The sequence below is a fragment of the Vulcanisaeta sp. JCM 14467 genome (assembly GCF_001316245.1).
Taxonomy (GTDB): Archaea; Thermoproteota; Thermoprotei; order Thermoproteales; family Thermocladiaceae; genus Vulcanisaeta.
This window is the reverse complement of record NZ_BBDM01000004.1, coordinates 70,116-88,104: the sequence shown is the minus strand read 5'-3', so window position 1 is coordinate 88,104 and position 17,989 is coordinate 70,116. Positions and strand designations below refer to the sequence as shown.

At 45.9% G+C, this 17,989-nt stretch carries 26 protein-coding genes and 2 pseudogenes; 12 read left to right on the top strand and 16 right to left on the bottom strand.

From position 1 onward, the window contains the following. Positions 1–45 precede the first annotated feature (45 nt). The 6 genes and pseudogenes from JCM14467_RS05415 to JCM14467_RS05390 all read right to left on the bottom strand — a co-directional run bounded on the left by JCM14467_RS05415 (position 46) and on the right by JCM14467_RS05390 (position 4,269). Complete coding sequence (locus tag JCM14467_RS05415) at positions 46–366, bottom strand: 50S ribosomal protein L31e (protein ID WP_054849417.1); 321 nt, start codon at positions 364–366, stop codon at positions 46–48. Positions 367–398: 32 nt separating this feature from the next. Further along, positions 399–1,226, bottom strand: coding sequence for an NAD(P)-dependent oxidoreductase (locus tag JCM14467_RS05410; RefSeq protein WP_054849416.1), 828 nt, complete (start codon positions 1,224–1,226; stop codon positions 399–401). Positions 1,227–1,279: 53 nt separating this feature from the next. Further along, on the bottom strand, positions 1,280–1,831 hold the full coding sequence (locus JCM14467_RS05405) for a THUMP domain-containing protein (RefSeq protein ID WP_252900815.1): 552 nt from the start codon (positions 1,829–1,831) through the stop codon (positions 1,280–1,282). Between the two features lie 367 nt (positions 1,832–2,198). Next, a pseudogene (locus tag JCM14467_RS05400) lies at positions 2,199–3,403 on the bottom strand (nicotinate phosphoribosyltransferase). A 57-nt stretch (positions 3,404–3,460) separates the two neighbouring features. Next, positions 3,461–3,982, bottom strand: a complete 522-nt coding sequence (locus JCM14467_RS05395) for a hypothetical protein (protein WP_054849415.1) — start codon at positions 3,980–3,982, stop codon at positions 3,461–3,463. Positions 3,983–3,987: 5 nt separating this feature from the next. Further along, on the bottom strand, positions 3,988–4,269 hold the full coding sequence (locus JCM14467_RS05390) for a MoaD/ThiS family protein (RefSeq protein ID WP_054849414.1): 282 nt from the start codon (positions 4,267–4,269) through the stop codon (positions 3,988–3,990). 49 nt (positions 4,270–4,318) lie between these two features. Between JCM14467_RS05390 and JCM14467_RS05385 the strand changes: the two genes are divergently transcribed. Further along, complete coding sequence (locus JCM14467_RS05385; RefSeq protein WP_054849413.1) at positions 4,319–4,870, top strand: methylated-DNA--[protein]-cysteine S-methyltransferase; 552 nt, start codon at positions 4,319–4,321, stop codon at positions 4,868–4,870. Here JCM14467_RS05385 and JCM14467_RS19890 read toward each other — a convergent pair. The 3 genes from JCM14467_RS19890 to JCM14467_RS05375 form a co-directional block, all read right to left on the bottom strand. Continuing rightward, complete coding sequence (locus JCM14467_RS19890) at positions 4,863–5,096, bottom strand: SAM hydroxide adenosyltransferase (RefSeq protein WP_342765473.1); 234 nt, start codon at positions 5,094–5,096, stop codon at positions 4,863–4,865. The genes JCM14467_RS05385 and JCM14467_RS19890 overlap by 8 nt on opposite strands. Continuing rightward, complete coding sequence (locus JCM14467_RS05380) at positions 5,074–5,667, bottom strand: SAM hydrolase/SAM-dependent halogenase family protein (RefSeq protein ID WP_342765472.1); 594 nt, start codon at positions 5,665–5,667, stop codon at positions 5,074–5,076. Before JCM14467_RS05380 ends, JCM14467_RS19890 begins: the two co-directional genes overlap by 23 nt. A gap of 110 nt (positions 5,668–5,777) precedes the next feature. Beyond that, positions 5,778–6,722, bottom strand: a complete 945-nt coding sequence (locus tag JCM14467_RS05375; RefSeq protein ID WP_054849412.1) for an MBL fold metallo-hydrolase — start codon at positions 6,720–6,722, stop codon at positions 5,778–5,780. A 289-nt stretch (positions 6,723–7,011) separates the two neighbouring features. Here JCM14467_RS05375 and JCM14467_RS05370 point away from each other — a divergent pair, with 289 nt between their 5' ends. Next, positions 7,012–7,197 (top strand): hypothetical protein, encoded by a 186-nt coding sequence (locus JCM14467_RS05370; protein WP_054841934.1) that lies wholly within the window; start codon positions 7,012–7,014, stop codon positions 7,195–7,197. A 118-nt stretch (positions 7,198–7,315) separates the two neighbouring features. Here JCM14467_RS05370 and JCM14467_RS05365 read toward each other — a convergent pair whose 3' ends face one another. After that, complete coding sequence (locus JCM14467_RS05365) at positions 7,316–7,702, bottom strand: CBS domain-containing protein (RefSeq protein WP_054849474.1); 387 nt, start codon at positions 7,700–7,702, stop codon at positions 7,316–7,318. A gap of 131 nt (positions 7,703–7,833) precedes the next feature. Here JCM14467_RS05365 and JCM14467_RS05360 point away from each other — a divergent pair, with 131 nt between their 5' ends. From JCM14467_RS05360 to JCM14467_RS16220, 3 genes are all read left to right on the top strand, one after another. After that, positions 7,834–9,207, top strand: a complete 1,374-nt coding sequence (locus JCM14467_RS05360; protein ID WP_252900814.1) for an aldehyde ferredoxin oxidoreductase N-terminal domain-containing protein — start codon at positions 7,834–7,836, stop codon at positions 9,205–9,207. Between the two features lie 142 nt (positions 9,208–9,349). Next, complete coding sequence (locus tag JCM14467_RS19405) at positions 9,350–9,481, top strand: hypothetical protein (protein ID WP_256359214.1); 132 nt, start codon at positions 9,350–9,352, stop codon at positions 9,479–9,481. A 5-nt stretch (positions 9,482–9,486) separates the two neighbouring features. After that, entirely contained in the window at positions 9,487–9,708 is a 222-nt protein-coding gene (locus JCM14467_RS16220; protein ID WP_252900813.1) for a hypothetical protein, read from the top strand. Positions 9,709–9,746: 38 nt separating this feature from the next. Here the strand turns inward: JCM14467_RS16220 and JCM14467_RS05355 are convergent, their stop codons facing one another. Next, positions 9,747–9,953, bottom strand: coding sequence for a hypothetical protein (locus JCM14467_RS05355; RefSeq protein ID WP_054849411.1), 207 nt, complete (start codon positions 9,951–9,953; stop codon positions 9,747–9,749). Positions 9,954–10,028: 75 nt separating this feature from the next. Then, on the bottom strand, positions 10,029–10,418 hold the full coding sequence (locus tag JCM14467_RS05350) for a dihydrodipicolinate synthase family protein (protein WP_054849410.1): 390 nt from the start codon (positions 10,416–10,418) through the stop codon (positions 10,029–10,031). Between JCM14467_RS05350 and JCM14467_RS05345 the strand changes: the two genes are divergently transcribed. The 7 genes from JCM14467_RS05345 (at position 10,418) to JCM14467_RS05325 (ending at position 14,737) form a co-directional block, all read left to right on the top strand. Next, complete coding sequence (locus JCM14467_RS05345; RefSeq protein ID WP_054849409.1) at positions 10,418–10,672, top strand: hypothetical protein; 255 nt, start codon at positions 10,418–10,420, stop codon at positions 10,670–10,672. The genes JCM14467_RS05350 and JCM14467_RS05345 overlap by 1 nt on opposite strands. Positions 10,673–10,779: 107 nt before the next feature. Further along, positions 10,780–10,965, top strand: a complete 186-nt coding sequence (locus JCM14467_RS16215; protein ID WP_252900812.1) for a hypothetical protein — start codon at positions 10,780–10,782, stop codon at positions 10,963–10,965. A 22-nt stretch (positions 10,966–10,987) separates the two neighbouring features. Next, complete coding sequence (locus JCM14467_RS05340) at positions 10,988–11,350, top strand: hypothetical protein (RefSeq protein WP_054849408.1); 363 nt, start codon at positions 10,988–10,990, stop codon at positions 11,348–11,350. 94 nt (positions 11,351–11,444) lie between these two features. Then, complete coding sequence (locus JCM14467_RS05335; protein WP_054849407.1) at positions 11,445–12,074, top strand: 50S ribosomal protein L18; 630 nt, start codon at positions 11,445–11,447, stop codon at positions 12,072–12,074. A gap of 264 nt (positions 12,075–12,338) precedes the next feature. Continuing rightward, a complete protein-coding gene (locus tag JCM14467_RS16210) occupies positions 12,339–13,139 on the top strand; it encodes an MFS transporter (RefSeq protein ID WP_252900811.1) in 801 nt (266 codons plus the stop codon). Next, positions 13,127–13,585 (top strand): MFS transporter, encoded by a 459-nt coding sequence (locus JCM14467_RS16205; RefSeq protein ID WP_252900810.1) that lies wholly within the window; start codon positions 13,127–13,129, stop codon positions 13,583–13,585. The genes JCM14467_RS16210 and JCM14467_RS16205 overlap by 13 nt, the downstream gene beginning before the upstream one ends. A gap of 183 nt (positions 13,586–13,768) precedes the next feature. After that, positions 13,769–14,737 carry a hypothetical protein gene (locus tag JCM14467_RS05325; RefSeq protein ID WP_054849406.1) on the top strand — a complete coding sequence of 323 codons (969 nt, stop codon included), beginning with the start codon at positions 13,769–13,771 and terminating at the stop codon, positions 14,735–14,737. A gap of 230 nt (positions 14,738–14,967) precedes the next feature. On the opposite strand, the gene JCM14467_RS05320 is transcribed toward JCM14467_RS05325, so the two are convergent. The 4 genes and pseudogenes from JCM14467_RS05320 to JCM14467_RS05305 form a co-directional block, all read right to left on the bottom strand. Further along, positions 14,968–15,528, bottom strand: a complete 561-nt coding sequence (locus JCM14467_RS05320; RefSeq protein WP_252900809.1) for a hypothetical protein — start codon at positions 15,526–15,528, stop codon at positions 14,968–14,970. After that, positions 15,510–15,812 (bottom strand): hypothetical protein, encoded by a 303-nt coding sequence (locus tag JCM14467_RS05315; protein WP_054849404.1) that lies wholly within the window; start codon positions 15,810–15,812, stop codon positions 15,510–15,512. Before JCM14467_RS05315 ends, JCM14467_RS05320 begins: the two co-directional genes overlap by 19 nt. Positions 15,813–16,121: 309 nt before the next feature. Beyond that, positions 16,122–17,422 (bottom strand): annotated as a pseudogene (aspS, locus tag JCM14467_RS05310) (aspartate--tRNA(Asn) ligase). A gap of 35 nt (positions 17,423–17,457) precedes the next feature. Further along, positions 17,458–17,970 (bottom strand): transcription elongation factor NusA, encoded by a 513-nt coding sequence (locus JCM14467_RS05305; RefSeq protein ID WP_054849403.1) that lies wholly within the window; start codon positions 17,968–17,970, stop codon positions 17,458–17,460. Positions 17,971–17,989: the final 19 nt, after the last annotated feature.

The following is a 17,989-nucleotide window of genomic DNA, read 5'->3' as shown; positions in this document are numbered from 1 at the left end:
GCCCTTATAAAAAGATTGGATAATTCAAAATCATAAACCAGATGATCACTTTGACTCCGCCTTAGTCTCAGCCCTCTCCTCGGTCTTCTCTGGCACGTTCAAAGTGACCTTAACGGTTCCATCACCGTACTTAGTAACCTTTACCTCAATCCTCCTCGGAGGCTTCTCAATGCCCCTGGACCAAACATACTCATTGACACTATTGTCAATCCTAACCTTCTCAGGCTCAACCCTCATGTGCCTTGCCACGAACCTCCTAATCAACCTAACAGCGTATGGAGACCTCTTAGTCCTTGAAACCTCCCTGGTCCTCCTTAGGTTAATCACGTAAACCCTCTCAACCTCAACCTTGGCGCCCTCGCTCATCATGCACGGTTAAACTGCGGACTTAATAAGCATTATTTTTCCCTCAAACCGCCAATAAGCTCGAGTAGGCCTGCCCTAACATAATCCTCATTACCAAAGCCCAAAACAGCTAGCAACTCGTACAGGGACTTAACCGCCGATGAAACTACGAGAGGCGTCTTAGCATCACCGGCCGACTTAACCGCGTAGTGCACGTCCTTGGCTGCCAGGGCTAGCGTGAATGATGGTGGTGACTTGGGCTTGAGCATCCTATCAAGGTACTTCTCAGCCACGTCCTTAAACACGGTCCTACTCAATAATGACTTTAGCGTATCATCATCAACCCCGTAGGTCCTACCGAGCACTACGTACTCACCAAGCAATGCCATAGACCCTATCAAAAATGCGTTATAGGCAAGCTTAAGCGCCATTGCGGACTCAGCCGTTGGAAGCCTAATCACGAAACCTAACCTATCAAACACCTCCCTAACCCTTTGATAGGTGGCTTCGGGACCACCGACCAGGTATATGGCCGTCCCATTCTCCACATCAGCAGGCCCGCCAACCACGGGTGCCGCGAGTAATCCCCTACCCATGCTCGTAAACCTAGCATTAAATGCCGTAACGGCGCTCACACTGTAGGTTCCGGATAACACGATTATGTCACCACCAACACCCTTAACCGCATTTAATGCCTCATCGTCAGAGACGAATATGATGGTAACTCCCCTGGCCTGTGAGATGTCATCAATAGCCTTGGCGGGTAAATCCCTTAGTCTCTCCTTAGTCCTATTCCATGCATACACGTCAAAGCCCTGCTTAGCTAACCTCCTAACTAATGCGCTACCCATCCTACCCGTTCCAATGACTGTGACCTCCATTGAGGTAGGGTTTAATGAAGTAATTAAAAGATTATGGTTAATTGATTAATGAATTACCCACTGTCCTGTTGAGTATTAACGCTTACCTTCATCAGGGAGAAGATGTCGTCCTCCCTAATGACGCTTACCCCAGTCCTTGACGGGAAAATCTCAACCTGAATAACCTTATCCGGATTCTCAAGCCTAACCTTATTACCTATCTTCGAGGCAATGGAATTAATAATATCCATCCTACCCAAATCAACACCCCTCTTCCTAACCTCAACCTTATAAGTCTCATTAGGGCCCAAGTACCTACCCGCCAACTCAACGGCAGCCTTACTAATCTCCTCAATATCCGTCTTAACAGTCCTCATTACCGGCACAACCTTAAGCACAAAACGCGGCACATAACGACCACTACTAACCAGTTCCCTCAACCTCCTGGTGAACTCCACAGGATCCCCATCAACGTAGCCCGTTATCAACCCGTCAAAGCCCGTGAAGGATGTCTGGGCAATCCTCATGCCGATTAAATCACCGATGTACCTAAGCTCATCCGCACACCTACCCTCTAATCTCCTCCCTGTGGACACGACTAGGTTGAAATCCACATCAACCCCCACTATATTCTACCTCAACCTTTTATAAACCACACCTACCTCATGACCGCGCCAGTGCTCGTTAAGCCCGGTTAATTAGGATGTGGTTAGGACCATAGTGTATATAATCAAGTCAGGTAGGTAATGCTTTTTAATAATTCTTTTAAGTCACCATTGATCGAGCATGAACAACCTAGTTATGGAAGAGGAGGAATGGGAAGGTGAGGAGGAAGAGGAGTGGGAAGAGTTCGAGGAGGAGTGGGAAGAGGAGCTGTGAGCTTAATAGTTATTTTCCTTAAAAATAGAAAATAACATCTTCTTTAACCCAAAACCCACCTGGAGAAAAACTTGATATTGACCTATTTTTCAATCACCAAACACCTATGAACAATCACATTTCGGCATACTTCAACTGCTCAAGCACATAACCCCTAATCTCCTGATCACTAGGTATCGGCTCAACAGCCCTACCATTATCAACAAACTTCCTAAGCAGTGGCACTGGCTTAGAACCGTCAGGGCACGGCGCCGGCTCTGTACCCCACGGAATCACTTGGTCATTAAGGGTCCCTGCGCACCTATATACCTGCTTGAAGCCAGGTAACTTGCCGCGCTTCGTTATTGGTACCCAACGCCCACTCTTCTCGTCATAAGCCTCCACAATGTCCATACTAATATCAACACTCGGTGGGAAGGCTATTGATGTGCCGACACCGAACATGTCAGCCACGTCTTTGAGCTTAACCACGTCATCCTCATCAACACCACCACTGATCAGTATCTTCACATTCTTATAGCCAGCAAGGTCAAGGGTCCACCTAACTTCACGTGCAATGGCCTCCATGTTACCGCGCCTACTGCTTGGTGTGTCAAGCCTAACGCCGTAGAGCTTCTCATTAAGTAATTTAGCCGCCATCATTGCCTCCTCACGCTCGTCAAAGAACGTATCGACGAGTACGATCCTCGGCACGTCGCTGGGCATCACCTTGTCAAACCAGGCCCAGGCAAGCGTGTGATTGCCAGTGGCGTGCCTAAACACTATCATTAATGCATGAGGCATCGTACCGCTTGGCTTAATGCCCAGTAATCTAGCCCCAATCACGCCGGCAACGCCCTCACAACCACCTATGTAGGCTGCCCTATCAACCATGGGCTGTATGGCTGGGTGAACAACCCTGGCCCCAAAGAATATGCAAGACTTATCACCGGTTAGCTTCTTAATCCTTGCAGCCTTACTAGCCACTGAACTGTAGTGTCTAAGTATGCCCAGGAATGTTGTTTCGTAAACGGCGAAGTCGGTGTAATTACCCTCAATGACCATTATGGCTCATTAGCCTTAAATAACGTGCCCTCGGGCATTGCATATATCGTTATTGGCAACTCCTTGGCTACCGTGAGGTTTATTACCTCCTTCAACCCAGCAAATACCGCCCACTTGTAATTCCTCGGTAAATTAACCACGTGGAACTCAGCCCTAACCCTAACCTTATCGAGACCGGCGGCCTTAAGCACGTCGACCGTTCTTAGGAAGTATATGTCCGTTGCCTCACCATTAATTATCTCCTCATCTCTAGCCGTGTAAAATAGCCTATCCATTGGCTTCCCGAAACCACACTGGAATTATAAATTATTAACTGCAAGAATTGCCGCAGCTCACGTGAACTCACTAATATAACTACTGATTAATGCGTTCATAAAATCATCAATGGATTTAAACAAGCCATCATAAGCCCTATGACAACCAACACCAATCACTAAATCCTCCATCATACTCCTAAATACGTCAATAACCCTACCCACTACATCACGTACACAGTCACTTATGCTCATTATGATGATTGATAGTTGATAATCACCAATGGGGCTCATAATACTTAATCCCTTCTTTAACTGCGACGTGCCTGCCATATAGGTCAGTGCGCCAAGCCCCGGATCCTTAAACCTCGATAAACCCCTTAGGTAGTCCCTAAGGCTTAGGTACGCGGGATATATCATGTGCCATGGGTTCAGAACCTTCCTGGCAGGTACAATGGTTATTAGTGAGTTTGGGCACTCACCCACTATGGACTTAACCCTAATTATTACTTCATCATTGATGGGCTTCGTTAATACCACTGTCGCAAACCAAATTTTCAATTCACCAATGTCGCTGCCCAACCTTATCAGGTAGCTCATTGCTGTTAACCACCGTGGATGTAGGCAAGTATTAAAACTTCATCACCATCCCTAATGGGCGTGTCAAGACCCTTGAGAAGCCTAATGTCGATGTCATTAACCGCGACGTATATGTCAGGGGCTAATTCACCCCTCGCATGGTCGAAGACTCTCTTGAACAACTTCTCATTTATTGACTTAAGGCCGTTGATAACATCTCTCACGGTTGAGACCTCGTTAAGCTCCACGTAATCCCTACCCAGGGTAAGCGCCTTCAACACGCCCACAAGCCTAACCCTAACAACCACAGTGTGCGCTCGGAACAGGTTTTTAAGTCCTCCTAAGTGATTGAATTAAATGCATTGCATAACATTGATACTTAAGGGCATTGGCGCCCTGGAGACGTGTATTCACGGCAATAGGATTCGGGAGATCAGGATTAGAGTTGGTGTTGATGGTGTTAGAGATAATGCCATAAACCCAATTGGCGACGCATTAATGAAGTACATAATGGGCTTAATAGGGCCTCAAGAGATAATTGACCACCTCGAACTCAGCCCGGGTTTGCTTGGGCTTGCCCAGTTGGCCATGCTTGCAATACCAAGGGGCAGGGTGGCGACCTATGCGCAATTGGCTAGACTGTTGAACACGAGCCCCAGAGCAGTCGGTAAGCTGGCAAGCGCCAATAGGCTGCCGGTTGTTGTACCGTGCCACAGAGTCATTAAGAGTGACGGCTCCCTAGGCGGCTACTCCTCGGGTGATGTTGAGGTTAAAATGAGATTACTGGAGATGGAGGGCGTGAGGATTGTTAATGGTAAGGTACCCAAGCACTACCTGGTTGATGATGTGACACTAACGAGAAACTTCAGAGAACTCCTAGGCTACGCAACCCACAACATGATTATTTAAGGATTGAAATAGTAACCTCATCACCCTCCTCAACACCAAACCTCTGGGCAAAACTACCCCTATTCACGGAAAGCTCCAGGAAACCCTCACTATTAATCAACGCCAAAGTCTCACCCTCATTGGCATAGCCATAACTCCTCAGGAACCTGACCCTAATGTCCGCACCCCTCCTCGGTATAACAACCCTCAACTCATCACCATACTCAAGGCCTAGTCCCAAGGTCACCCTCCCTAACACCCGTGTAGGCATTACCGAAGTGATCAATGTATATTATCCTCGAATCAGCAACACCCCTTGAGACCTTACTTGAAATACCAGGTAACTTAACAGGGTCCGTAACCCTAGGCCCAAGCATTGATATGTCCAGCCCAAGGCTTAGGTACGCCGCAACTGGAGCGAATATGTCACGGCCATGGAATGTACTCGAAATAACCGGCCTCATGAATTCCCTACTCTCAATAGCCCTAACCTCAATTATGCCGTCATCCTCGGCAGCCATCATTAACACGCCATTGTCGGGGCCAACGAAGTAGTAATTCCTCGTCTTAATAGCTATGGCCCTTCTCGATGTCCCAACGCCTGGATCGATAACAACCACGTGCACTGTGCCCCTGGGGAAGTACTTGTACGATGCCCATAGTGTGAATGCTGCCTTGTAGATGTTGAATGGGGGTATGGCATGCGTTATGTCAATTATAACCGCGTCTGGGTTTAGGCTTAGTATCACGCCCTTCATTGATGGTACGAAGTATGAGTCATAGCCAAAATCCGTAAGTAATGTTATTATTGGTCTCATCGGTGCGTTTATGCCATCCCCTAATTTAAGCATTCTATCCATCACAGGAAGTAGTCCATGGTTAATTGGCCACGCCAGGTAATGGCCTAGCATGATATTAAGCTCATTCCTTAAGTACCTCGCGAATTTTGTGGCGTTGCATAAACAGTGTACACGAGCTTAGCCCCACTACTCAGGACGAAGTCCACAAGCCCTGGGAAGTCGGAATGACTACTGAGGGGTATTGCATCCACGCCGAATTGCCTTAATCGGGTAACCCTAGACTGCTTTGCATACATGCCGCTCAATGCGGTAATCCTAACCTTACCATACCTACTCCTCAGGACTTTAACGAACCACGTAATGTCCTTGGGAATGCCGGTAATCAGTACGGAGCCCGCTGGCGGTGGCTTGTCAGCCACCATGCCGTATCTCAAGCCCAGGATATTATTAATCGCCTTAATGCTAGGCTCAACGTAAATTGGGTAATCCCTAAGCAACACGGTGAGTTCCTGACCGCGACCAAGTGGTTGACCCATGAATACGGCAATGCCGTCTTTAACCCCATCCTCGACAACAGCCCTCAACTCATTATATAGTTCATGCCTCCTCGGAAATACGTAGTCTGGGTCACCATAAGTGGCCTCCATTATTAGCACGTCAACATCAAGGCCCTTGGCGCCATCAAGTATTATTGATGGCTCCACATTAAAATCGCCGGTAACACCCACCCTTAAATCCCCAAAGTCTAGTACGTAGGATAAACTACCAATGACGTGACCGGCATTGAAGGATTCAATCAATACATCATTAATGAAGAGCCTAGACCCTGGGCCAACCGCAATATGCCTGAGGTAATCACCGTCACGCGCCCTAATTATGGCTGCGGTCTCCTTACTCATTATTATTGGCGAAGCCCTGTGAAGGGCTCTCGGATTAACGTGATCCCTGTGCCCATGGGTTATTAATACGGCGTTAAAGGAGACACCGGGTTTCCTCAATGGGTCAATTATGAAACGTTTATTCCCATACTCAATAACAATTCCGTAATCGTAATACGCCCTAAATCTACTCATTACTAATTAATGAGCCATAAAAAACCAGTATAATAGGTTGTTGCCTACGGTAGTATGACTTTGAAATCTCTTTCTACGCGTGAATAATGGTATATTCACCTTAAAATTATCAATAAATTAATTGCCTTAATTATGATAAGCTAAGAAATTTTCTCAGGGGATGGGACAAGTATTGGGTATGTCCGTGTATTTATTTATATCATTGATTAACCCGGCAAATTACGGTTGATACTTCACAAATATAAAGGCAATACCTTTATAACCTAAAGGAATAATTTTTTTACTTTGTATGGTTGAGGGGATCAAGAAGAAGATACTTGACTATCTAACGAGCAATAAGGGTAAGGAATTCACGGCTGAGGAGATTGCGAAGGCTGTTGGTGAGGAGAGGGTTAATGTTGTTAAGGCGCAGCTTACGAGATTGATAAAGGATGGGAAGGTAGTAAAGACTGATGGTAAGTATAAGGCTGCGTGATACAGTGCATTTGTTAAATTTTTACCTCCATTATTAAAACTTAAAATTGCCTTTCCCTTAATGACCCTCCAATTAAAAAGTGATTATTATTGACCTGGGCGATTATTTTACAATTGCCCTATGGATAAGCAAGTTCCTGTGCCATTAACGCCCTTACCAAGTCCCTAATGCTGACCATGCCGACTGCCTTACCCTCCTCAACAACTGGTAAGTGCCTTATGTTATTCTCAATCATCTTCATCGCGGCTGAGATCACGGACTCTGCGGTGTTCGCGGTTATTAATTTCCTACTCATAACCTTCATCAGTGGCGTGTCAAGGCTAATACCCTCAGCCACAACCCTGACCAGGTCCCTCTCGGTGAATATTCCAACGGGTTTCTCATCCTCATCAATAATGAGAACACTACCGACATTATTCATGTACATTTTAGCAACGGCACAGGTTATTGGGTCGGCGGATTTACAGGATATGACACCATCCCTAATTAATTCCTTGATCCTCATGCTGGGTCTACTGAGTATAACTGGGTGTAATGGGTTAATAAGTATTTCTCTAAACACCCATACTAAGTAGGTATTACCTATTCACAGATTACTCAAGAAAGCCTATTATTGGGTTTGGCTAGGCAACGCTTGTGAGGGTACTGAGACTTGACCTTAACTCCAATTCCTGGAAAATTGAGGATACGGCAGCCCAGGGACCAGTGACGTTGGGTGTCAGGATACATAATGAGGCAAAGACCTGGAACCTAGACCCACTCGACCCAAGCGCACCGTTTATACTCGGCATGGGGCCCTTCATCGGCGGCAAAATGCCAGGCTTCCACAGGTTAATAGCTGTTTTCAAGAGCCCAATGACGAGGACGCTCCATGTGGCTGCCCTGGGCGGTGCCGCATATAAATTCATGGGGGCTGGCATTGATGCGGTGGTGATAACGGGTAGGGCTAGGAAGCCCGTGGTAGTCTTCATGTCAAGCGACGGGATCGAGCTGAAGGACACAGACCCTGTCTTTGAGTATGGTGGTTACCACGCGCCTATGCCTTCACGAAGTACCTCCTCGACACGTACAGGGACTTCTTCGTTAAGTATAATGCAAGGGCCGTGGTTGTGGGCCCAGGCGCTCAGCACGTACAACGGTGCGTTGGTGTCCATAGACGTTAACCCAGCTAAGGGTGAGTTTAGGCCTGGGGCTGAGGATTTCGCGGCGAGGGGTGGTCCTGGCACTGCCCTTGCCATGGGCCATAACGTGGTTGGTATTGTGGCCGGCGGCACGTACAGGGCTAGGTATGCCAAAGTCACTGACATGGACTTCATCAATAAGGTCATGATTGAGTCCTTCAAGAAGCCCTTTAGGCAGGTTATGGATGAGAAAACCGTTAAGTATAGGTTTGACCCAAGCATGGGCACTGGAGGAACCTTCGGCGTTAACTATCCTCATTACCGCGAGTTATTACCGCTTTTTGGCTATAAATCCATATACCTGCCCAGGGAGGTTAGGATACAGCATGTTGAAGCCATACTCAGGCTCTTCTGGAAGCCCTTTAATGACGAGGTCTTCGTAAAGAGCAAGAGCTGGTATAATTGTGGAGATTTTGGTTGTTCGGTTGTTTGTAAGAAGGTTTGGCGCGGTAAGAAGGTGGATTACGAGCCATTCCATGCTATGGGTCCATTCATTGGTAACTACATATTCGAGGAGGCGGTACCACTCGTGGACTTAATTGATCAGTATGGGCTGGATGCAATTGAGATGGGGCATGTGGTTGCCTGGGTCTTTGACACTATTGAGCACGGCTTGTTGAGGCCTGAGGAGGTTGGGATAAGTGATAAGCCCATTTTCGACCCAATGAAATTCAACCCGGAGGTTGATTCCCACAAGAACGCCAGGTTGGCTAAGGAGGTAATTAGTGGCTTCATTGAGAAGTCCAGCGAGGTACTTAGGTTAATTGCCGAGAATGGGATTAGGGTTGCTGCGAGAAAGCTTGATGAGATATTCCATGATAGAGCCTGAGTTGGTAAGTCCTTCAGGGACTTGGTAGTTTATGTGGCCTATGGGAATGATGGTTACATGACGCCAAACCTCTACTGGCGCCCGGAATGGTTGCGCCAATGTACGTACTGGCAGGTACTGGACTAATTACACACCAACGTTCATGGGCCCCGAGGACTTCGCAAAGTCATCACTCAGTAGGGCCATTACTGAGGCCTTAATCGATGACGCAGGGCTTTGTAGGTTCCATAGGGGCTGGCTGAACCCGTTCTCGATAAGTTATACCTTGAGATAACCGGGATGGCGCCTAATAAGGATGTCTATAAGGAGGTTGCTAAGTACTCGATAAAGGCTGGTGCGGAGCCAAGACCTTGGGAGGGCGAGAGGACTAGGGACGTGGTCTCGACGATAGCAAGGGAGGTAGGCTCTAAGGAGTGGAGGTTCGAGGATTACGAGGACTATATTAATTGGTGGAGGAGGTTTAAGGAGACCATTAACTCAGGTCTTGGGCTAACTCACTAATCATTGCTTAATGAGACCAAGTGAAATTAACGAATTCCTTATGAATTCCTTCGTCTTTCATCAGGATCCTCATAGGGTGGTCTTGGCTTATCAATGTCAACCCCAACAAGGGACATGGCATACCCATAATCACCACTCAGGCTGCCCGCCTTTAACACACTCCTGACCCTAATTATGAAATCCTGGAGTCTCCTCGTCTCCACATAATTACCACTCCTTAACTCATTAACGATCTTAATGATCAACTCGGGGAATGGGGTTATCGCAGGGGCACAATGTCCACGCTGCCGGCAAGCATTATGCCGTATATCAAGCCATCGCTACCGGCCATAACCCTCAACTCTGGGTATACCGACAATATTATGTAGGCCGATCATATCGTGGGGGCTATCCTTAAGGTACTTAATGTTTGGGCATTTGTCCAGGATCTTAATGACCATTGATGGGCTCAGGGGATTACCAACGGCAGACTCATTATAAAGCATGACATCACCGCCAAACTCCCTTGACAATGCGCATACGTAGTCCAGAACACCTCTCTCATCGAATGGTTGTGGGTATGGCTGTGATATCGTCAATACATCAACACCAATCCTTCTAACCTCCCTAACAATCTCAACAGCCCTCTTAAAAACGCCGTAAATAAGGCCATTAAGTTGTTGAGCGAAGCCATTAGGATGGTTTGGAAACGTGGTGGGTTGATGAGACAATGGATGAGAGACTGGTGAAGCGTGACAGGCTGGAGCAACGGCTGAGGGGCAGGTACAGCGATGAGGTCATAAATGACCTGCTAAGGATTGTTGAGAAGTTCATAAACTACTGGTACGAGGCCGGCAACGAGATTAGGAAGCTGATGGGTTTGCTGAGAAGGGTAAGGCCGCTATGGCACAACGCAGGCTTGGCAGGTCATTGTTTGGGCACTTCTTTATCCAGGTGTAAATTACATACATGTAAACGTCGTTAATGTTAATGAGAATGATGTAACGATCAAGTGGCACCTAAAGTCCAGTCATAAATCAATTAAGGGTAAAAATCCTCAGTGATATTGGCAAACTTAGTGAGGAGGGGCTTTTGACATTCGTGTTCACCGCGGTTCTTGGCAATGAGGATGCGGGTGTTACGAAGACCACGGTTAATGGCCATGCCTATAATGAAGCTATAATTAGTATAGTGATGTCGGGTGAGGAACTCGATAAGTGGGAGCCCATTCTTGAAAAGCTGCAGGACAGGTTTAGGTGGCATAAATACCCCCAATGATCCTAATGCTAATGTTATTTACATGACAATTTTTTTAAGCGGCTATGCCATTGACCTTGCCAGGGCGATGATTACCATCTTACCGCCCATACTAAGGGATGTACTTGATGCGTTGGGCTTCGAGAAATGGGCAGGGCTAAAGAGGATTGCTAATATGGAGATTAGGTGGCGAAGAGATGAGGTTGAGGCCGACAAAGTTATTGATGCTTTAAATGCTAAATACAGCAATGAGTTTTATAGCTACGTTAATAAGAGTGGTAAATACCTAGCTGTCACAATACCCATGTACGTGTTTGAAAATACGAAGACATTAGGGCGCAGGTTGTGGAAGTACTCTGCCGAAAATACGAGAGAACGAAAGATGAAAAGAAGAGACAAATCATAAACAAGCACCTCAAGCGATTAACACTCACAGAGAGGGTGGCCACGGCAAGCACTGCACAAAATTTAAAAACATCATATTGCCTACGTGGATTTTAATGAGATATAAAGTCAAGTTCAGACGAAGGAGGGAGGGTAAGACGAATTATTACAGGCGTAGGGAGATGATTAAGAGTGGCTTGCCTAGACTGGTGGTTAGGAGGACTAATAGGTACATAATTGCCCAGGTCGTTGTGCCCAAGGTCATGGGTGATGAGGTTGTCGTAAGTGCCACGTCTAAGGAGTTAGTCGACTTTGGCTGGAAGGGTGGTTTGAAGAATACCTCAAGTGCGTATCTCGTGGGTTTAATAATTGGTTATAAGGCATTGCTTAAGGGCGTTAAGAAGGCGATACTCGATATTGGCCTGCACAGGCCAATCAAGGGTGCCCGCATATTTGCAGTCCTTAAGGGAGCCCTTGATGCAGGCTTGGAGGTTCCGCATGGTGAGGAGATACTCCCTGATGAGGATAGGATAGGCGGTAAGCACATAGCGGAGTATGCGGAGAAGCTTAAGGGTGAGAATGAGACATTGTATAAGGCCCGCTTCTCGCAGTATTTAGCCAAGGGTCTGGACCCTGTTGAGTTGCCGAAGCACTTTGATGAGGTTAGGGACAAGATCAAGAGTTACTACATGGGTTGGTTCAAGAAAATGAACATAGAAATACCTCAGGAGGCTGAGGAAGAGTAAGGTAATCACTTAATCATTCATTCCCATTTAATAAGCATTCTCTTCCTTAACGATGTACCGCTGATTAATAATCGTTCTACGTTTAGGTAAATAGTTAGTATTTTCGAGTAATCTTTAAAAATAACTATGTTATTGATTAATAATAACAGAGTGATTGATATGGAGACAGCCAGAGACATAAAGTTGTCAGGGATTCATTATGCCATGTTTACGAGTTATTCACTTACGTTTTTAATATGGGGATTCATAACTACGAGTGGTGTAATGTCAATTCAGTACTTTTCTAAGTATATACCTAAGTTCCTAGTGCCCATTGCCGCGGCTCTTGGACCTATCTCCTTAATGATTGGTAATGTGGTTATGGGTAGGCTAGCTGACATTGTCGGTAGGAGAGGCATATACGCCTACACAATGACCCTCTACACCATCGGCTTAGTAGGCATGGGCATATCAATACTTTTATCAAAAATCATCCCAGCATCGGAGGCGTTTATACCATTCATGGTATCCTACATATTGGCTGAGATTGGTGTTGGCGGTGAGGAGCCACCGGCGCTTGCGGCTACCACGGAGTTAATGCCGTATAATTATAGGGGTGCTATGCTCGTCTTAATAACGAACTTCGATAATATTGGCGCAGCCATAGCAGCTGCAATATTACTGATAGCGTTAATGAATAGTACTCAGTTATCTGCTACTTGGACCATGATTAGTTCGGCCATAATAGTCCTAATAGTGGCGATAATCATTAGGTTAATAACGCCTGAGTCCGTCAGGTGGCTCCTCGTTAGAGGTAGGATTGGTGAAGCTGAAAGGGTCGCCAATGAGTATGGACTATCCTACGCCTTAACGGGAAGTCAGCCACAAGATATCCAGGGTATTAGGTTCCCACCACTGTGGTTCAGGACCTTGGTTCTGACCTTACTCGGCATATCCCAATTAGCCACGTATGGATTAATGGCATACTACATCATCTACCTACCTCACTACCCTTCTCAAACAATGAGGTACTGGCCACGCAGGTACTGCTGTGGGCTAATGTTGGTGCCTCAGTGGCTGGATTAATTGGATTAGTAATTGATAGGTTGAGTAGGAAGACCTTCACCCTAATTTCCTTCCTAGGCGGTTTACTCACAATGATACCTATATTCGTAATATACGGCCTAATGAGTCATAGTGCCTTGGCCTCATCACTAGTAATATTCTATGTACTACTATTCCTAAACATGGTATTCAGTGAGTTCGGGTGGGCCGTTAGAGTGCTCCTAGAGCCCGAATTATACCCAACGAGGGTTAGGGCCACCTGGGTTGGCATTGTCAGACTCGCCGCATGGGTGATGTACGTAGTGCTCATTTATTACCTACTCGCCTCAGCCAGCACCCTAACGTACTTACTTGCTAACCTGGTACTCTATGTAATCGGCTTCTCTGCGGCACTCGCGTGGTTCATATTTGGTGTTGAAACCAGGGGGTTGCCTGTACATGCGCTTGACCAAGCAGCGAGTAAGTGATTGTCTAAAAACTCAAACTTATTTCTCATTACTCAATGTTAAATATTACTGATGATACCCGTGAGTGATTTATCGTTACTCTTACCTAATTTCTAAAAAAATTGATTTAGAAAGATTTTTAATAATCAAGAACAGCAAAAGTTTTGCCTATCTTCTTAGTTTCGTAAACCTCCGGTGAGTCCTATGGCCAAGCGGTACCTAGTACTGGCGATGCTCGCCTCGGCCCTGTGGGGAGTCTCGTACCCACTCACCTACCTAGCCCTTAGGCTATTTAGTATCAATGAACTCATTGCCTCAAGCTACCTATTCTCAGTATCATTACTCCTCATAGTGTTGCTACTACGTGGTTATGATGAGAAGTCAATAATTAAGGGTCTCTTAATATCACCGGTTAATTACGTACTTGTTTACTTATACACCAAGTTATCCGGCGGTGTTGGTGGATTAACAGCGTTATTAAGCTCGAGCTATATAGTGCCGTTAATAATCATTGAGTATGTCAATAATAAGTGTGTTAACGCGAGGTATGTAATATCGGCAGTAACCTTACTTGGAGCTCTATACCTGTTGTTCCAGGGTTATGGTGATTCCATGTACATTGCGTTAATACTTATGGTAATGAACCTAGTGTACACGATGGCCCTTGTGAGGGTTACTGATGCTGATATTATCAATTTCATATTTGGCCAATCACTTGGTACACTCCTAATTTCATACATAGTGATGCGGAATCTCACAGTGCCAATCCTAATCCTTAATGCCTACTATTATCCATTGGCATTGGCAATAATTGGTAATGTGGTGCCCTACTTACTATATGCAGAGGCTATTAAGCGGATAGGCCCCGTGGAGACTTCATTAACGTCCTCCATAGAGACAATAAGCTCATTGATAGCTTCAATACCAATACAGCCCCTGCCAACGAACCCGGTGGCCTGGGCCCTGCTGGCGGTATCAATATTATCACTTAACGCCCAAATCAGTAGGAACATCCCAGCGAGGGATGCGCCATGGGTGATGGATCATCGTGAGGGCGTGCTTATCCGCGGAATGGCCCAATCATTAAATGCGGAATTCCAGGACCTGGGATTCATTAATCCATTTGTTGCGGTATTCACGGTTAGGTTCTTCGGTAGGAGGAAGGTAATATAGCTACGGTTCAACACTAATCAAGTGGTACCTTCAAGTCGCCATAGTGCTTATTGCATAACCGTTAACTACGTTATGGGCTAAGAGCTCAAATTCACGTTAGGAGAATAATGTTCAGTGCAGCTTACTTTTCCTAACTTCATGATTGGTAATTACGACTATTTTATGATTGAACTAGACGGCGTACTTAACTCACAGTCTCAGGGACTTTAGCCACCATGCTGGTTTTCCGTTTATGATACAGCTTCGTTGAATGCCGTTACGTTGAAGTAATTCAATTCATAACTCACGAGCTCCTGTACGCCATGCTCGCTCGTGTGTGATGTTATGTGCGCCAGTGGTATCTTCGTGGTTATCGTCTCGTTAAAGATTATGATAGCTGGTAACCCATTGGGTAATAGGCATAGGAACTCCGTCACGTTATACTCATCAATCACCCTACGTAGGGCTGCATTAGGCTCCATACCGTAGAAAGTGTTGCTGTTTAACTCGCTAGTTACCTGGAAGCAGTATGTGGTTTGCCCACGCCACTTAGTGGTGTTTACGTAGTGTATGTGGGTTATCATGGAGTAATTAATGCTGTAATCCTCGGCCGTTAAGTTGATCGTGACGTTACCCAGCAACTCACTAAACGGCACAGCCAAGTTAATTAACTTACCTGTACCGGGCGGTAGGCACTCGGCGGTCTTAGCACTGCGTTTATTAAGCATTACGTGAATAGCGAAGCAGAAACTCGTGCCATTCACCCACCTAATCATCTCCTGCGATGGCGGAGTCATGTAGTTGGTACGCATGAGCCATTATTCATGGTAATTATAGCCCTAGTGCCATTAACAAAACCAACACTGTACCAATACGTCTCGCTACATACAAATCCATGGCTAGACCCGTTCTCGCTGGAAAAGCCCGTAGAGCTCTCATTATAGACCGCCGTGAATGACCCATTAATCAACAAACCTCTCAGCTTATCGACATAAATCATCGGTGTGACGCCCATTAACGATTTTAACGCAATGACCGTAATCGCAATCGTCGCAATAACAATAATGAACACGATTACTGATAGGGCAAGTCTCATATCGCAATTACGTAATATTTGGCATATTTAAGCTTTGTTCATGAGAAATCTTCTACTTAATATTCTAATTAATTCTAATTCTTGACAACTGAGGATATAGCTAAAAACTCACTGATGCATTAAGGGGTAAAAATACGGTATACTACTTTACACCCGCGACAAACGTGGTAAGGAAAATAAAAACGTATTGTAGTAACTACCGTAGATTCATCGTTAAATGCAGAACCTCAGGTGGAATTTATTGACCCGCGTATTATAATTAATTATAATTAATAAAGTACTTATTATTAGTGAGGAAATGTGATATGGCTATGGTTCAAGCCTAAACCTATCCCTTGGGTATAGAACGACCTCACGAATATTATCCCTCCTCATGATCACCATAAGCAGTCTGTACAGGCCCATGCCCCAACCCGCGTGTGGCGGCATTCCATAGTCATAAACCATTAGGTGGCTCTCGAAGTTCTCAGGGTTAAGTCCCCTCTTCCTCAAAGCCTCTATTAACTGCTCCTTAACGTGAATTCTACTGCTGCCAGATGCTATTTCTAAACCACCAATCACTAGGTCGAAGGACTCACTGATCCTTGGATCTGAGTCAAGCGGCTTTGTGTAGAATGCCCTTAGGTCCGTTGGGAAGTGTATTATGAAGAATGGCTCACCAAACTCCTCGCTTAGTACCTCTAAGCCATTCTTCGGTACGTCATCACCCCAATTAATCTTCAAACCCCTCTTACCCAGTATATCCAATGCCTCATCATACGTAATTCTCCTAAACGGCTTCTTCGGAACCTTAACCTCTATACCGTACTTAGCCAATTCACTACTAAATGCCCTGTTAATTTTGTCATAGACGTTGATTATCACGTCCTCAAGCACGTCCATGACATCTATATAGTTAGCGAAGGCCTCCTCAATATCCACGGATATGAACTCATTCAAGTGGTAGTTCGTGTTATGCTTCTCGGCCCTATAGGCGGGTGCTATCTCAAAGATCCTCTCGAGACTAGCCGTTAACTCCTCCTTATACAACTGTGGCTCTGCGCCAGGTAGGCAACCCTCTCGAAGTACTGAACTGCGAATAATTCGGCACCACCCTCCGTACTCGTAACAATGATCTTCGGCGTAAATACCTCAATGAATCCTCGGCTATAAAGCACCTCGCGGATTGCACGGACAGTCTCACTCTCTACCCTAAAGATCAGTGAGTTGATGGGTCTCTTAAGGTCGATGGACCTATACTTCAATCTAGTATCTAGGTCAGTCTCCACCGAGCCCCATATGTCTATTGGCAATGCTTTTGACTTGGCCACGACGTGAATCTCGCTCGGAAAAACCTCAACGCCGGCCCTGGCTATTTTACTCGCCTTAACAATTCCCTTGACCACAATCGCATCCTCCTTACCCAACGACTGGGTTAATGACCAAACACTCTCTGGGGCTACGTCTTTCTTTATCGTTAATTGTATAATGCCCTCCCTATCCCTAAGCAGTACGAACTTTATATTGCCCAGGTCCCTGACATCCCAAACCCAACCTGTCAGGACAACCTCCTTACCATCCAAGTCAGGTGTTACGTTCCTCGTCCAGTGGGTCTTCCTTGGAAAACTCACGACCACTTGGTATTTTGGGGATTTAAAAATAGTAATTACTTAGTAACCTCAACCCTAATGTTTGTACCACTAATTTGACTAAGAACCTTAGCCAACTCACTCGGCCTAAATGGCAACCTCTTAAGCTCACTCCTTGTTATCCTGACAACAGTCTCCGTCGTGCCATCCGGCAACCATGACGTGGATACAGTGAGTATCCTGGCGGGTGACGCTAATTGAGTGGCAAGTTCATTAACATTAACGCCCTTCTCAACAACCCTAACCCTCTTACCCAACGCCCTCTCCAGGTCATGCTCAATCTGCTGAACTATCACCCGTGGAATGGCCTTTATACCCCTAAGCACCACTATGACCAAGTCACCAACCTCGTAAGACTTAACATACTCCACATTCTTTAGTACCTCCTCCATCTTGCCAGTGGCTATGTTGAGCAGGGCATCACTAACATCAACATCAAGCATTGAATACTCCCCACTATCAAGCAGCGACTGGCACTTATTGCAGAACACCCTTGTCTTAACGCAGAACGTGCAAAATGGAATCTTCATTCGACGGCCATAAAAGTAC